Annotated in this window: 15 protein-coding genes; 4 read left to right on the top strand and 11 right to left on the bottom strand. The window is 72.2% G+C overall.

Going from position 1 to position 15541, the window contains the following annotated elements; translation table 11 throughout:
- Positions 1 to 68: 68 nt before the first annotated feature.
- Positions 69 to 566, bottom strand: coding sequence for a putative molybdenum carrier protein (locus B1759_RS02185; RefSeq protein ID WP_198948721.1), 498 nt, complete (start codon positions 564 to 566; stop codon positions 69 to 71).
- Positions 567 to 669: 103 nt separating this feature from the next.
- Here B1759_RS02185 and B1759_RS02190 point away from each other — a divergent pair, with 103 nt between their 5' ends.
- From B1759_RS02190 to B1759_RS02205, 4 genes are all read left to right on the top strand, one after another.
- Positions 670 to 1302: an outer membrane lipoprotein carrier protein LolA gene (locus B1759_RS02190; protein WP_158225076.1), complete on the top strand. Its 633-nt coding sequence runs from the start codon at positions 670 to 672 to the stop codon at positions 1300 to 1302.
- Between the two features lie 75 nt (positions 1303 to 1377).
- Entirely contained in the window at positions 1378 to 2388 is a 1011-nt protein-coding gene (locus B1759_RS02195) for a lysylphosphatidylglycerol synthase transmembrane domain-containing protein (RefSeq protein WP_095513401.1), read from the top strand.
- Entirely contained in the window at positions 2385 to 2789 is a 405-nt protein-coding gene (locus B1759_RS02200) for a hypothetical protein (RefSeq protein ID WP_095513402.1), read from the top strand. The genes B1759_RS02195 and B1759_RS02200 overlap by 4 nt, the downstream gene beginning before the upstream one ends.
- Positions 2790 to 2901: 112 nt before the next feature.
- Complete coding sequence (locus B1759_RS02205; RefSeq protein ID WP_095513403.1) at positions 2902 to 3150, top strand: hypothetical protein; 249 nt, start codon at positions 2902 to 2904, stop codon at positions 3148 to 3150.
- 163 nt (positions 3151 to 3313) lie between these two features.
- Here the strand turns inward: B1759_RS02205 and rlmB are convergent, their stop codons facing one another.
- From rlmB to B1759_RS02255, 10 genes are all read right to left on the bottom strand, one after another.
- Complete coding sequence (gene rlmB / locus B1759_RS02210; RefSeq protein WP_095513404.1) at positions 3314 to 4096, bottom strand: 23S rRNA (guanosine(2251)-2'-O)-methyltransferase RlmB; 783 nt, start codon at positions 4094 to 4096, stop codon at positions 3314 to 3316.
- 141 nt (positions 4097 to 4237) lie between these two features.
- Positions 4238 to 5635, bottom strand: coding sequence for an aminotransferase class V-fold PLP-dependent enzyme (locus tag B1759_RS02215; RefSeq protein WP_095513405.1), 1398 nt, complete (start codon positions 5633 to 5635; stop codon positions 4238 to 4240).
- Positions 5632 to 6603, bottom strand: coding sequence for a prolipoprotein diacylglyceryl transferase (locus B1759_RS02220; protein WP_095513406.1), 972 nt, complete (start codon positions 6601 to 6603; stop codon positions 5632 to 5634). Before B1759_RS02220 ends, B1759_RS02215 begins: the two co-directional genes overlap by 4 nt.
- A 52-nt stretch (positions 6604 to 6655) precedes the next feature.
- Entirely contained in the window at positions 6656 to 7948 is a 1293-nt protein-coding gene (gene hisS, locus B1759_RS02225) for a histidine--tRNA ligase (protein WP_095513407.1), read from the bottom strand.
- 180 nt (positions 7949 to 8128) lie between these two features.
- Positions 8129 to 9445 (bottom strand): T9SS type A sorting domain-containing protein, encoded by a 1317-nt coding sequence (locus tag B1759_RS02230; RefSeq protein WP_095513408.1) that lies wholly within the window; start codon positions 9443 to 9445, stop codon positions 8129 to 8131.
- A 540-nt stretch (positions 9446 to 9985) separates the two neighbouring features.
- Entirely contained in the window at positions 9986 to 11074 is a 1089-nt protein-coding gene (locus B1759_RS02235) for an RluA family pseudouridine synthase (protein WP_095513409.1), read from the bottom strand.
- Positions 11071 to 12219 (bottom strand): aminotransferase class V-fold PLP-dependent enzyme, encoded by a 1149-nt coding sequence (locus B1759_RS02240; RefSeq protein ID WP_158225077.1) that lies wholly within the window; start codon positions 12217 to 12219, stop codon positions 11071 to 11073. Before B1759_RS02240 ends, B1759_RS02235 begins: the two co-directional genes overlap by 4 nt.
- A gap of 105 nt (positions 12220 to 12324) precedes the next feature.
- Positions 12325 to 13461, bottom strand: a complete 1137-nt coding sequence (locus B1759_RS02245) for an endonuclease/exonuclease/phosphatase family protein (RefSeq protein WP_143537239.1) — start codon at positions 13459 to 13461, stop codon at positions 12325 to 12327.
- A 56-nt stretch (positions 13462 to 13517) separates the two neighbouring features.
- Positions 13518 to 14672, bottom strand: a complete 1155-nt coding sequence (gene dprA / locus B1759_RS02250; protein ID WP_095513412.1) for a DNA-processing protein DprA — start codon at positions 14670 to 14672, stop codon at positions 13518 to 13520.
- A gap of 136 nt (positions 14673 to 14808) precedes the next feature.
- Positions 14809 to 15534, bottom strand: coding sequence for a DUF3047 domain-containing protein (locus B1759_RS02255; RefSeq protein WP_095513413.1), 726 nt, complete (start codon positions 15532 to 15534; stop codon positions 14809 to 14811).
- Positions 15535 to 15541 lie beyond the last annotated feature (7 nt).

Below are 15541 nucleotides of genomic sequence, written 5' to 3' on the forward strand. Positions count from 1 at the left end.
TGGTGGGGGAGGCATATGGCATCGTGTCGAGGGGTCGGAGGCAGCGCCGAGGTCGAGGGGGACACGACTCACTTTGTCCGCGCGGGCGGGGGTTGGAGTCCGTCGAGATGACTGGCTGCGAGCACCCCCATCAGCCAGTCCTGGCAGGCGGCCGTGCTGCCCGGCGCCTCGCTCTCGCGCGGCCCCGCCACGTTGAGCGTGCCCCCCGGCGGCACCGTCCGTGCGATCCAGGCGACGGCGGCGTCCACCGTGTCGGGCACCGGGGCCAGCACGAGCACCGGTCGGCCCGCCTCGGTCGCCCGTCGGACCGTGAGCGCCGTCCCCCCCGTCAGCGGCCCTCGCGCCAGCACGAGCGTCGCGTCGGCCCCCCGCACGTTGCGCCCCGTGCGGACCGCCGGATCGGCGGATGCGGTCTCCAGAAGCGGATAGTCGGCTGGAATCGGGCCGTCTTCGGCCCAGCGCCCGGCCGGGCACCAGCCCCCCACGGGCAGGCCGAGACGGAGGGCCACGTCGAGCGCAGCGCGGTCGGCGCCGGTCTGTCCGCCGGAGACGATGCGAAGGGGCACGGGTGTGGCGATTGTGTGGCGAGACCGTCACGGTCCCGGATGCGGCACGAGGGTTGAACGTTTCGGCCTCGTCCCCCGTTCATCCACCACGTCCCCCCCTCCCATGACTCGTTCGTTCCTCTCTCGCTCGCTGAGTCTGATCGCCCTCGCCGCCACCGTCCTCATCGCCGGTCAGGCGCAGGCCCAGACCCCCCAGGCCGTCGCGCAGCGCCTCCAGCAGCGCTACGGCGCCCTCGAATCCCTCCAGGCCTCCTTCGTGCAGACCGCCGGCGGCCAGCGCCTCCAGGGCACCCTGTCCGTCCGCCGCGACGCGTTCCGCCTCGACCTCGGCGAGCAGGTGCTCGTGACCGACGGCGGCACGCTGTGGTCGTACTCTCGCGACGACGACCAGGTCGTCGTGCAGGACTACGAGCCCTCGCGCGTCGGCTTCTCGGTCGGGCAGCTGTTCACCAACTACCTCGACGTGTTCCGCGTGACCGCGGCCACGAAGGCCACCATCGGCGGCGTCGCCCACGACGTGCTGACGTTGCGCCCGCGGAGCAGCGGCATGTCGGTCCGCGACGCGACGCTCTACGTCCGGTCCTCGGACGCCGTCCCGACGCGCGTCCGCGTGCACGACACCAACGGCGGCACGCTGGCCTTCGACCTGCGCGACGTGCGCCGCAACGTCTCCCTGCCCACCTCGACGTTCCGCTTCGACGCGCCGCGTGGCACGGAAGTCGTCGATCTCCGCTGATCGCACACGAACCGCGCACTCGCGCCGTCCGTTGGGCGCGGGGCCACACACGTGGCTCCGCGCCTTCTCTTGTGCATGACTGACCGAACGAAACGCCTCCTCTCCCTCCTGCTGAGCCTCGTGCTCGGGGGCGGCCTCCTGTGGCTCGCGCTCCGCAACGCCGACCTCGGCGCGGTCGCCGAGGCGTTCGCGGCGGGCGAGTGGATCTGGATGGTGCCGTTCGTCGCGCTGGGCCTCGTGTCGGTCGCCCTGCGGGCGTGGCGCTGGGGGATGCTGATCGACGCCCTCCCCGGCCGCTCCGGCCGCGTGCCCCTCCGGCTGACCTCGGCGTCGGTCGCCATCGGCTACCTCGTTAACTACGCCGCGCCGCGCCTGGGCGAGGTCGCGCGGACGGCCAACGTGTCGCGCCGAGCGGAGGCGCCGTTCTCCGCCGTGCTCGGCACCGTCGTCGCCGAGCGCGTGCTGGACGTCGTGATGCTGGCCCTGGCGCTCCTCTCGGTGGTGGCGCTCTACGGGGAGCGAGTGCACGCCATCCTGGGCCAGGCCTGGACGTCGCTGGCGGGCCTGCTGGACGTGCCGCTGTGGATGCTGGTCGTGGCCGCGCTGGTCGTCGCCGGGCTGGGCGTGGGCGTCCTGCTCCTGCTCCGCCGCGGGCGGGGGCGCATCGCCGGGCTCCTGGCCCAGTTCAAGGACGGGTTCACCTCCGTCGGACACACCGGCCGGCCGGGCCTGGTGATCCTCTCGACCGTGCTCCTCTGGGTCTGCTACGGCCTCATGTCGGACCTCCCCTTCCGCCTGCTCGGCATGGACGCCGCCTACGGACTCGGACCGCTCGACGCCTGGGCGGTGATGGCGGTCGGCGGCATCGGGATGGCGCTGCCCTCACCGGGCGGCACGGGCTCGTTTCACTACGCGACGGTGCTCGCGCTGACGCTCCTGTTCGCCGTGGACCCGACGCCCGCGGCGACGTACGCCCTGCTGGTCCACGCCGCCGGGGTCGTGTTCTACTGCATCCTGGGTGTGGTCGCGCTGGCGAGCCAGGGCACGTCCGTGGGCGCGGTCGTGCGCGCGCCTGCTGACGCGTGAGCGGTCGCCTGCGGCTGGCCGCCGCGCTCGGCTTCGGCGGGCTCGTGGTAGGACTCGTCCTGCTGTCCCGCGACGCCGGCCCGCTCGCCCGGATGGACGCCCGCGTCGAGCTGGCCGACGCGACGCCGGGCGTCCTCGACACGCTCACCGTCCGCGGACGGCGGGTCGAGGCCTCGGTGAGCGGCATCGTGGTCCAGGTCGGCCCCGGCGACGACGTCTGGATCGCATCCGACGGCGACGCATTTGCCTTCCGGTTCGACGACGACGCCGAGGTGGAGGTGGAGGACCACCTGCTGGCGGTCGGTCGCCTGCGTGCTCGCGGGGGCCGTCGGTGGGTGGAGGTCTCGGCGTGGTCGCGGGTCGAAGCCGAGGTGCGACCTCCGTCGGGGTCCGGGCTCTAACCATTCAGTCCCACCATCCGACCGTTCGCCCACCCTGCACGGGCTTGACGCACAGGAGAGCGGTACCGTCTGTGCAGACACCGGCCTTTGGACACACCAGCCCCCGCCCGCCATGGAGCTCACCTTCGACGCGAACCCCCTCGGCGACCTCGTCCCCGACGAGGTCTATCAGGTCCTCGAAGAGCACAAGCTGCTCAACGAGAAGGGCGTCCGCGACTACCAGATCCGCCAGCAGTTCCGCTCCATGCGCGGCAACGACATGCCAGCCTACGAGGCGATCGAGGAGCTCCGCGAGCAGCACCCGTACCTGCAGTTCGACACGATCCGCAAGATCGTCTACGGCCTTCGGCGCCGCACCTAGGCGCCCGGCCGCGCGTCCCTCCCGCGCGGCCCGACGAGTCTCCCCAAGGGTTGGGTGAGAGGGCCCCGGTCTGAGGACTGGGCCCACAGAGGGAGCGGCGGGGCCACGCGGTGGCCCCGCCGTTTTTTTGCGCCTGCCCGCCTCGGCGCCGAGGCGGAGGGGGTCAGTCCTCCCGGTCCCGCACCGCCGCGAACAGCGCGATGCCCGCCGCGACGGACGCGTTGAGCGACTCCGCCGGGCCACGCATCGGGATCGACGCGATCACGTCGCACGCCGCGCGGACGCCCGTCCGCAGCCCTCCGCCCTCGTTGCCGACCACGATGGCGACCGCGCGGTCCCAGTCGTAGGCCCAGACGGTCGTGACCTCGGGCCCGCCCGGCCCCTCGTCGTCGGCCAGTCCGACGACCCAGTAGCCGCGCTCCTTGAGCTGGTGGAGGGCGTCGGCGAGGCTGGAGACGCGCGCGACGGGGATCTGGAGCGCCGTCCCCGCGCTGGCCTTCACCGCGACGGCCGAGAGCGGCGCCATGCGGCGCTCGGGCACGATGGCCCCGGCGGCGCCCGCGGCGACCGCGCTCCGCAGGATCGCGCCGAAGTTGCGCGGGTCCTCGATCTCGTCGAGCACGATCAGGACCGGCTTGGTCTCGCGCACGTCGTCCAGCGTCGGCGCGACGGCCGAGAGCATCCGGTCGATGTCCAGGTACGCGACCGGCGCGACGACGGCCACGACGCCCTGGTGCTCGGCCTGCGGCGCGAGCCCATCGACCTTCTGCCGAGGCACCATCTGGACGGGAACGCCCGCGGCCCGCGCAGCACGACGGATCCCATCGATCGCGCTCCCGTGGACGCCCTTCTGGAGGTAGACCTTCTCGATCCGGCCGTCGGCCAGGTCGAGCGCGTCGCGGACGGGGTGGCGCCCGGCGAGGACATCGGTGCGGGAGGCGGGCATGGCGGGTTCAGGGGGCGTCGTTGGCTGCGCCGACCTTCGGCTCAGGGCTGGCAAGGTGGCGTCACCGCGGACGCGGCGCCACTCTTTCGCCCGGAAGAGGCCGGGAACTTTGGGCCCGCGCCATTCCACACCGCGGACGCCTCACTCCGCCAGCTCGTCCAGGCGCTTCACGAGTCGCTCGGCCCAGGCCTCGTGCTCGGGCTTCATGAGCACGCTCCGCAGGACCCGGGCCGCCTCGGCGTCCGCTCCGAGGCCGGGGAGGGCGTGGCCGAGGCGGGAGGCGGACAGCCGGTAGAGGCTGACGAAGACCGGGTCGTCGGGGTCGTCCATGGCCGCCTGGAAGACGGCGGCGCTCCGGGCGTCGACCTGGGAGACGGACGCCCCTGTCGGCGCGTAGGCGACGATGTCGGTCTCGGGCGGCAGCAGCGGGACGAGGTGCCGCGCATCGCCGAGGTGCTGGTGGAACGCCCGGGCAGCGCGCAGGCCGGCGGCGAGGATCGGGCCGAGGCCGTCGTCGGCGGCGAGCGGCAGCGCCTTCAGCGTCAGCCACAGGGCGCCCGCGGCAGCGCCCGGGCGCGAGCACTCCAGGCTGATCTCGCCCAGGTGGAGCGCCGCCGAGGTGAAGTAGGTGTAGGGCGAGTCGTGTGCGTAGTGGCGTCCGACGGCCGGGTCGGCGAAGAGGACGGCGCCGCATCCGTAGGGCTGGAGGCCGTGCTTGTGCGGGTCGATCACCACCGAGTCCGCCTCGGCGATCGCGCGGAGGTGGCGGGCGGCGGGCCCGAGGTGGGCGTCGTCGTCGGCCAGGAGGCGGAAGAAGCCGCCGTACGCGGCGTCGACGTGGACGCGGGCGCCGTGGGCGCGGCAGAGCGGGATCGCGTCCGCGAGGGGGTCGATGGCGCCCAAACCCGTCGTGGTGGCCGTGAGCACGACGGTGCCGACGGCGCCGGTCGTCAGCGCATCCTCCAGCGCCCCGAGGTCGATCCGCCCGGCGTCGTCGCTGGGCACGACGGTGCAGTCGAGGCCGAGCACGTGGGCCATCCGGCTGTGCGTGTAATGGCCCTCGGCGCTGACCGCGATGCCGCGCCCGCCGGTCTCCTCGCGCGCTACGAACAGCGCCTCCAGGTTGGCGACCGTCCCGCCGCCGGTCAGGTGCCCCAGCGGCGTCCCGAACCCGACCATCCGCGCCAGATCGGCGACCACCTCCTTCTCCATCTCGCTCGTCGGCGGGCCGCCGTCGAGCGCGTGGTTGTTGGGGTTGATGCGCGCCGCGATGGCGTAGGCCGCCAGTGCCACCGGGTGCGGCGGCTTGAGCATCTGCCCGGCGTAGCGCGGGTGGCCGAACGGGTACATGCCCGGCCTCTCTCCTCGCGGGGGCGCCGTCATCCGCCCCAGGTACTCCTCCACCGCTTCCCCGAGGCGGGCGGTGTCGACGGCCATCGCCGGGTGCGGGTCGGCCGTGCCGAAGCCCGCGTCCCAGGCGTCGAGGGCGGCGAAGCCGTCGCGGATCAGGCCCAGCGGATCGGGGACGGACCGGCTCATGCGGCGACCGGCACGGCCTCGGGCGTCGCGCCGGGAGTGTCGTCGCGCCGCTTGGTCGTCAGCACGAGGCCGACGACGCCCGCGATGATGAAGCCGATCGAGATGATCTGCGACTGCGGCAGCCCGAACGCCGCGTCCGGGTTGACGCGGATGAACTCGATCAGGAAGCGCTCGGCGCCCGCGAACACGGCGTAGAGCGAGATCAGCCAGCCCGCGCGGAACGGATTCTTGCGGAGCACCCACAGGATGCCCGCCAGCACGCTCGCCATCGCGAACTCGTAGAGCATCGTCGGATAGACGCCCGTCGGGTTGGCCAGCGCACATTCGGCGCCACGCTGGGTCGCGTTGTAGACGACCGGGTCCATCTGCCCGAGCATGTTGTTCGGGAACGTCTCGCTCCAGAGCCAGCCTGGCAGCCAGCCCGGCTTGTCGTCCAGCGACGAGCACACGCCCCAGTCGCCGTCCCCCGAGAGGTAACAGCCGATGCGGCCGATGCCGTATGCGAACAGCAGGCCCGGCGCGGCGGCGTCGGCGAGGTGGGCGCGGGAGACGCCCTTCTTCTTCGCGTACCACAGGATGGCGATGGAGCCGAGCAGGATGCCGCCGTAGACGGTCAGCCCGGAGCCCGAGAAGATCATCCCCAGCGGGTCGGCCGTGAACTCGTCCCAGTAGTCGATGATGTGGAACAGCTTGGCGCCGAGCACGCCGAAGCCGCCCGCCATGAGCGCCATGTTCCAGAGGAGCACCGACGGACTGGCCTGGACCGTCTTCTCGCGCCCCTTGTCGTCCTTGACGGTATCGCGGACCGACTTCATCCAGCCGAGCGCATAGCGGCGGTCCACTTCGACCCGCGTCATTGCGGTCGCGACGAGGATCCCGATGGCCACCATGAGGCCAAAGGCGTAGAGGTCGATCGGGAAGTCGAACCCGAAGAGGTCGCGCGTGAGGTCGCTGATCCGGGGGTACATCGGGCGTCGGGGGTGGCGCGGGAAGCTAGGGACGGACGGGACGAACGCGCGCCTACGGTGCGTCGCGCGTGAGCGCCAGGGCGAGTTGGTCGATGGGCACGGTCCGCTGTGCGCTGGCGCCGAGGTCGCGGACCTGTGCGACGCCCGCCGTCAGTTCGTCGTCGCCGAGGATGACGGCGACGGCGGCCTGCGACCGGTCGGCTGCCTTCATCTGGGCCTTCATGGACCGGCCGCCGAGTGCGAAATCGACCGCCAGCCCGGCGCGGCGGAGCGTCTGGGCGAGGCCGAACCCGGCCGCCTCGGCCGCGTCGCCGAGGCAGACGAGGAACACGTCGGGGCGCGGCGCCTCGGGCAGGACCACCTCCTGCTCGGCGAGCGCGATGAACAGCCGCTCGATGCCTGCCGCGTAGCCGACCGCCGGGACGGGCTTCTTCGAGCCGACCGCCTGCGCGAGCCCGTCGTAGCGCCCCCCTGCGGCCAGCGCCCCCTGCGCGCCGAGCGCGTCGGACTCCAGTTCGAACACCGTCCGCGTGTAGTAGTCCAGGCCGCGGACGAGCAGCGGGTCCTCGACGTAGGGCACGCCGAGGCCGTCCAGGAGGCCCTTCAGCGCGTCGTAGTGGGCGCGGGCGTCGTCGCCGATGAAGTCGGTGATGCGGGGCGCGTCGGCGAGGAGAGTACGTTCGCGCTCGTCCTTGGTGTCGAGGATGCGGAGCGGGTTGGCCTCCAGCCGCTGCCGGCTCGTCGCCGAGAGGACGTCCGCGTGGGGCGCGAAGTAGGCCCGCAGGGCGTCGCGGAAGGCGGGGCGGTCGGCGGCGTCGCCGAGCGTGTTGAGTCGGAGGCGCGTCCCGGTGATGCCGAACGCGTCGTAGATGGCGCGCAGGTTGGCGATGACCTCGGCGTCCGCACGGGGGTCGTCCGACCCGAGCAGCTCGGTCCCGAACTGGTGGAACTGGCGGTAACGCCCCTTCTGCGGGCGCTCGGCGCGGAAGCACGGCCCGATGTAGTAGAGCCGCTGCGCGCCGCCGCGCTGCTCCAGGTGGTGCTCCAGGTAGGCCCGCATAACGGGCGCCGTGACCTCGGGCCGGAGCACGTACGATTCCTTCGACCGCTCGACGACGAACATCTCCTTCTGCACGATGTCGGTGGTCCCCCCCACCCCGCGGGCGACCAGTTCCAGCGGCTCCAGCACCGGCGTCCGGATCTCCTCGAACGCGAACCGCGCCATCGCGTCCCGGACCACGCCTTCGACCCAGCGCCACGCCGCCGCCCCCTGGATCGTCGAGCCCCCGGAGCTGTGGGCGTCGGGCAAGATGTCGAACGTGCCGCGGATCGTCTGGTAGGCCATGCGGGGTGCAGTCGAATGGAGGCTCCAAGGTGCTCCAGCCGCACCGGCGCCGCCGCGTGCACTCTGCGAAAAGCGCTGGCAGCCACCCCTCAGGGCAAACTGCCAGCGCGACTCGACCACAGGACTGGGCCGGACGGGCTCACGACGTCCGGCCCAGCGGGGCTGACCTGGGTGGAAGGGTCAGCGCCCGATCGTGAGCACGCGGGTCTGGGGCGCCTCGGCCCCGCTCGCTGCGCGGACGACGTAGGTGCCCGGCGACAGCGAGGTGCCGTCGAGCGTCAGCTCGCGGGTCCCAGCGTCGACGGTCCCGTCGTGGAGGACCGCGACCTCGCGGCCCAGCGCGTCGTAGACCGCCACGCGGACCTGGGTGGCGGCGTCCGTGCTCAAGGACACGCGGGCCAGGCCGGCGGCCGGGTTCGGCCGCGGTGCGCCCAACTGAATGCCCGCCTCGGCGACGCTCCGCGCCGGGCTGGACGGCGCTGCGGCGAGCGGCGCCTCGTCGAGGCCCGACGCGGTCTCGACCGGCACCGTCAGCGTCTGGTGCACGTTGAGATTCATGCTCAGCCCGATGAGGCTGCTGATGCGGATGCTCACCGTGTCGAACGCCTCGTTCGTGCGGAAGCGGATGAACGAGAGCCCGTCGGGCCGCGTGGTCACGCGGAGGTCATCGCCGCTGGCTTCGCCGACCACGTCGCCGCCGTTGAGGGCCCGGACCCGGATGGCACCCAGCACGGCGAGGTCCAGCAGGTCGGCATCGGACGACACCCAGAAGCCGGTCCACGCCTTGGCGGGCAGCATCGTGCCGTAGTCCACCGTGAGTGTGGCACTGCCGGCGATGCCGAGCGGGATTCGCAGGTTCGCCGCGGTCGCCACCGGCAGGTCGATGGCCTCCGAGAGGTCGTCCACCACGCACCCGAGGCAGAGGCCGGAGGTCGAGCCCGACGCCGTGGCGCCGTCGGACTCGAGGGCGACGATGCGGTCCAGCGTCGTCGGGCGCGTGATGATGGCGTAGCGGACGTCGATCTCGGTGAGGAGAGCGACCGCCCCGTCGAACTCGATCTCGACGGCGTCATACGCCTTCCGCGCTCGGAACGTGACCTTGCTGAGACCCGAAGCCATGAGCTGGAGCGACAGGAGCGACGTGCCAGACCGGCTCTCCTGGAGGGTCGCCCCCAGGTAGGTCCGTACGGTGACCCGGTCGATCACCGCCACATCGAGGAGACCGTTCGGATCATCGATCACGAACCCGGCGCGGGTGTTGGCGGACTCGGAGGCCGGAAGGTCCACCCGGATGCCTGCCGACGACAGCACGCCGACAGGCACCACGAGGCGGGCCGCATCCTGGCGGCGACCGACCACGTCGTCGGTGCCGGTGACCGAACATCCGATGCAAAGGCCATCGATAAAGCTGGACGCCGTCGCCCCATCCGCGGCGGTCGGGATGTACACGGTAGGCTGCGCCGAGACGGCCAGGGCCGTGCTGAGGAAGAGGCCCATCAGGAGGGCGGGGAGACGTAGAGAAGCGAAGTGAGCCGCGAGACGCATGGGAAGAAAGGGAACGGGGGGAGGAGAAAAGGTGCCTTCCCATGATCAGCCTTCCCCTCGGCGTCTCGACACCCTTCCCCGGGCTCTCCTCATTCTGGATGCCCCCTCTGACGTTCTTCGGACCAGAACAAGAGACGTACTGCTTCGGAACGCAATTTGCACAGCTTCATCCACTCACTCCTAACGCGGACATACAGGGCAACCCGTTCACGCCTCGCCCCTTACCATCTGTCGGCGGAGCCCCCTCGACCACGTCGGCATCCTCTCCTCTGGGGAGCCGTCCAGGTCCTGAATCGGCCGGACGTGCTCGTACAAGGCAGGGTGAGTTTCCGCGGCGCCCCTGCTCGCACGAGGAGATGGACGAACCGTGGGCGGGTAGAAACGCCCTGGCCGATCTCGCGCGAGGGCTCCCGCTCCGGCTAGCCCTGACGGGAGCGCTCTCCGAAGAACGGAACGGGAATGCCCAGCCTCCAGCGCGACGCGCCGGAGCGTCTACCGCCCGGCCTCCACCTTTCGCAGGCGCTCGACGACCCACGCCATGTCCTCCGGCAGCGGGGCCTCGAAGTCCATCTCCTCTCCCGTCGTCGGGTGGACGAAGCCGAGCGTCGACGCGTGGAGCGCCTGGCGCGGACCCAGGCGCGTGAACAGGTTGCGCATGAAAGCCTTCCGTGACCCCTCTGCGGCGCCGTACACGATCCGGTCGCCGCCGTAGGTCACGTCGCCGAAGACCGGGTGCCCGATGGACTGGGCGTGGACGCGGATCTGGTGCGTCCGCCCGGTCTCCAGCCGGAAGCGGACCAGCGCGGTCGTGCCCAGGTCGTCGACCACCTCGTAGGTCGTCGCGGCCCACTTGCCCTCGCCCTCGGGGCGCACGGAGACCTTCTTGCGGTCGCGCGGGCTCCGGCCGAGCCAGCCTTCCACACGCCCCTTCGCCTCGGGGACGCCCCAGACCAGCGCCAGGTAGCGGCGGCGGATGGTCCGGTCGGCGAACTGCTTGCCGAGGTGCGCCGCGGCCACGTCGGTCTTGGCGACCACCATCACGCCGGTCGTGTCCTTGTCGAGCCGGTGGACGAGGCCGGGGCGGACCGTCGGGTCGCCCTCGTAGCGCGGCCCCGCCGTCGCGGTCGACAGTCCGACGTCGTCGTCGTCGGTGTCCTCGATCTCATCGCCCGACAGCGGCCCCGCGCCGACGTGGTGCAGCAGCGCGTTGATGAGCGTCCCGGATCGGTGACCGTAGGCCGGGTGGACCACCATCCCGGCGGGCTTGTCGACCACGAGCAGGGTGTCGTCCTCGTAGAGGATCGACAGCGGGATGTCCTCGGGGACGATCTCGATGGGTGGCGGGCGCATCACCGTGCACCGGATCCGGTCGCCCGGCTGGACCGGCATCGACACCTTGGAGGCGAGCGCCCCGTTGACCTCGACGCGCCCCTCCTTGATGGCGCGCTGCACCTTCGTTCGCGTCGCGTTGGCCGTCTTGTCGGTCAGGTAGAGGTCGATGCGGACCGGCGACTGGCCGGGCGGCACCTCCAGTTCTATGACCGTCTCGATCGGATCGGGCTCGTTGGAATCGGGGTTCATGCGTGCACGGTGCGGCCGAACGACGCGACAGCGTCGAGGGCGTGGTCGATCGCCGCGGGCGGCGTCTGGGCGTGGGGCGCAAACCGGACGAGTCGGCTGCGCATGGAGCAGGTGACGCCCTGGCTCGCGAGGTGGGCGTGGAGCCCTTCGGGATCGGGCACGCGAACGGTCACGATGCCCGAGGCAGGCTCGCCCTGGGGACCGTAGCGCTCGGCGCCGAGGCGCTCCAACCCCTCCGCCATGCGGGCGGCGTTCGCGAGCACAACCGCCTCGATCACGTCGGGGCCGACCTCCAGCATCGCGCCCAGCGCCGCGTCGAGCGCGTACACGCCCGCCGTCGGGCTGGTGCCGACGTGGAAGCGCGTCGCGTCCGGGTGGAGGGCCGTCGAGACGGTGTCGAAGTCGTCCCAGTCGACGGGCCCGTTGAGCCAGCCGATGGTGGGCCGCAGCCGCGGGAGCAGCGACGGCGCGAGGGCGACGAAGCCGAGCCCCTGGAGCGCACCGAGCCACTTGTGCCCCCCCACCGCCAGCAGGTCGGCCTTGATGGCTGACATGTCGAGCCGGGACGCGCCGACGGCCTGGATGGCGTCCACGATGAACAGGACCCCGCGCTCGCGGCACAGCGCGCCGATGGCCTCCAGGTCGCACCGGAAGCCGGACAGGAACTGCACTGCCGAGACGGCGACGACGCGCGTCTCGGGCTGTAGCGCCGCCCGCACGTCGTCCACCGAGAACACGCCCTCCCGGTGCGCGACCGTGTCCACCTCGACGCCGAGGGGGGCGAGGCCGAGCCACGGGAGGTGGTTGGCGGGGAACTCGCAGCCCGGCACCACGACCCGGTCGCCCGGCCGCCAGTCGAGTCCTTGCACGACGAGGTTGAGGCCGTACGACGTGTTCGGCACGAGGGCGACGGAGGCCGCATCGGCGCCGACCAGGGCTGCGGCTCGCTCCCGCGCCCGGACGCCGCGGTCGAGGTCCGCCGGAAAGTTGTTGGGCGACCGATCCGCGAGGAGCCCCGCCCGTCCCGCGAGGTAGTCGGTGACGGCGCCCAGCGTGTGGGCCCCGAGCGTGCCCGTGGCGGCGTGGTCGAGGTAGACCTCGCCTTCCGGGAGGGGGAACAGGTCGCGGTAGGCGTCGAGAGTCACCGGGGCTTGGGGGTCGGAGGGTACAAGGTGGGGGCTCCGTGCGCCCCATGCCACCCGTCCGCCCGGAAGAAGGCCGGAACTTTGCGCCGCATCCGCCTCCCGCCCTTACTGGTCCTCCTCCTCCCGCTCGCGGCGTTCCTCGGGCGTCTCCTCGGCTTTCATCTCCTCGGCCTCGTCGACCATGTCGGCGCCCTCTTCCACGTCGTCCGCTTCCGTCTCCGGCGCCTCCTGAAGGGGCACCACCGACGGGTCGAGTTCCAGCTCGATCAGCATCGGGAAGTGGTCGCTGCCGACCGGGTCGAGGCGGCGGAGTTCGACGAGCGCGAAGTGGTCCGAGTGGAAGACGTGGTCGAGCGGGTAGCGCAGCCACCAGTGCTCGGCGTGGAACGTCGAGAACGTGCCCCGGCCGATGCGCGGGTCGAGGAGGCCGGAGAGGCGCTGGAAGAGGCGCGTCGTGTGGCTCCACGCGACATCGTTGAGGTCGCCCGCGACGACGATCGGCCCCTTCTCCTCGGCCGCCTCGCGTCCGGCGAGGACCAGTTCGGCGTCGCGCAGCGTCGCGTCCTGCTGGATGTCCGGGCGCGGAGGGCGCGGATGGAGCAGGATCACCGTCACCGGCTCGCCGGAGCGCAGGCGCACCGTTAGAAGGAGACTCGGCACCGTGTCTTCGACGAGGTGTCGCACCTCGGTCCGGTCGAGGGGCAGCTTGGATCGGAGCAGCATCCCGTAGGTGTCGTCCTGCGGGACCTCGACGGCGTGCGGGTAGGCGTCCGCCAGCTCTCGGGAGGTCTCGACCCACCAGGCATCGGTCTCGACGGCGGCGATGATGTCAGGGTCGGCCTCGCGGACGACCTCGAGCCAGCGGTCCCGGTCGCGGTTTTCCATCAGCACGTTCGAGACCACCAGCCGGAGACGCCGGTCCGGCGCGGCGTCCGCCGGGTTGGCGCGGACGGTCTGCTCGGGGTAGATCGACGTGTACGGCACCATCTGCGTCCCCTGCACGCCCACGGCCACCGCGAGCGCCGCGAACAGGCCCCACTCCCACCACGAGGGGTCGCCGAGCCAGAGGTTGGAGCCCACGTAGAGCGCCACGACGACGATGGCCGCCACCGTCAGTTGCATCCGCGGGAAGTCGAACATGCGGACCCACCACGCGTCCGTTCGCACGAGGGAGAGCGCCGTCGCGACGACGATGAGCCCGGCGAGGGCGATCAGGACGATCCGAAAGACAGACACAGGCACCGAGACGTGGGGATCTCGCCAACGAGGGCCGTCGGTGCCCGTTCCACCAGCACCGCTCAGGCGCGGGCGAACTGCTTGCCCTGGAGTTGCCGGACGAGCCCTCGGAACTCCAGCTGGAGCAGGTACACGAGCGCCGTCGAGGTGTCGAGGTTGGCCGCCGCGCAGATGGCGTCCAGCGGGCGCGGCTCCGGGGCGAGGGCGTCCACGAGCCGCTGCTCGACCCGGTTGAGGGGCGGCTCGGGCTCGGCGGGCGTCGCGGGCCGAGCGGCCGCCCCCCTCTCCCACTGCGGCGCCAGCACATCCAGCACGTCGGCGGCGGAGGTGGCGAGGGCGGCCGTCCCGCGCTGGATCTGCCGGTGCGTCCCCTGCGCCTCCGCGAACACCGAGGCGGGCACGGCGAATACCTCCCGGTTCTGCTCGACGGCGATCCCGGCCGTCAGCAGCGCTCCGCCCGACTCGTGGGCCTCAGCGACCACCACGCCTCGGCTCATGCCGGACACGATCCGGTTGCGCCGCGGGAAGTTGACGGCGTCCGGTGCGGCGCCGAGCGGAAACTCGGACACGACGGCCCCCGCGTCCTCGTCCAGGATCCGGCGCACATCGGCACTGTGGCGGTGCGGGTAGATGCGGTCGACACCCGAGCCGAGCACCGCGACCGTCCGCCCCCCCGCGTCGAGCGCGGCCCGGTGCGCCGCGATGTCGACGCCGTAGGCGAGTCCGCTGACGACGGTGACGCCCGCGGCGGCGAGGTCGCGTGCGAAGGCCCCGGCAACCCGCCGCCCGTAGTCGCTGGCGCGGCGCGTGCCCACCACGGCGACCGCGAGCGCGTCCGCCTCGGTGAGGCGCCCGAGGACCCAGAGGTGGGACGGCGGGTCGTAGATCTCGCGGAGCAGAGCCGGGTAGTCGGGGTCGGCCACGGCCACGAGCCGGGCCCCGACCGCCTCGGCGCGCTGGAACTGGGCGTCGACGGCGGACGCGTCGTCCCAGGCGCGGATCGCCTCGGCGGTCTGCCGCCCCACGCCGTTCACGCGCACGAGCCGAGACGTCGAGGCTGCCATCGTGGCCCGTGCGCTGCCGAACGCCGCCAGCAGCGCCCGCACACGCCCCGGCCCGACGCCCGGCACGAGCGACAGCGCAACCAGCGCACGCCGCTCGGCCTCGTCGGGCGGCGCGAGCGGTGCGGAGGGGTCCCGAGCGAAAAGGTCGGCCATGCCCGAACCTAGCGCGGACACGCTGACATCGGCTCTGTCATCCTACCATTTCTGTGCCCACGAATCCCACACGCGACGACGAACGCCCCGCCGGACCGAGTCCAGCGGGGCGCCTGGGGGGGGGACGCGTGGCGGGTTACCGCGTGCCGAGTCGAATGTCCCCGAAGTAGGCAGTCGCCGAGCCACCGGTGTTGTCGGCATCCGTCATGATGGCGACGCCCGAGATGGCCGGCGGGTCCTCGCCGAAGGCCGCCCGGTAGTCGCGCACGATGTCGCGGCGCTCGGTCTGCCACGTGCCCAGGCCGCTCGACCCGCTGCGGACCGGCACCATCTGGACCCAGTCCGTGTAGGCGTTCGGTACGATCTGGGTCTCGCTGGACCGGTTCGCCCAGACGTAGCTGAGCGCGCGGACCGGGATGTCGTCGTAGCCAAGGGCGCGCAGGGCGCGGTACTTCACCCGGTCCCCGAAGGACAGATCCGACGGGTCGTAGTCGAACGTGATGTAGATGCGGGCCGGGTAGTCGTCGCCGCCGCGGCTGCGGATGTTGCCCCCCGAGATCACATTCTCGGCCTTCCATCGCCACGTCATGATGGGAAAGCGGTTCGGGTCGAGGTCGAAGCGCCGGATGAGGCCCGAGGCGGACCGGTTGGCCTCCGCACGGATGACGGTCGAGCTGCCGTCGCGGACCAGCGCGTACTGGCTCCGTGGCGCGTCGCCGAGGCTCATCGCTTCCCACCCGTTGACGGTGCCGCCGGGGCGCATGTTGGAGAACGCCGCGACGACGTAGTCGGACGGTGCGAACGCGGTTAGCCCCAGGGCGAAGACCAGCGCGCTGAGTGAGAGAAGACGGGAGCGAGACATGCAGGGG

The sequence above is a fragment of the Rubrivirga sp. SAORIC476 genome, assembly GCF_002283555.1.
GTDB lineage: Bacteria > Bacteroidota > Rhodothermia > Rhodothermales > Rubricoccaceae > Rubrivirga.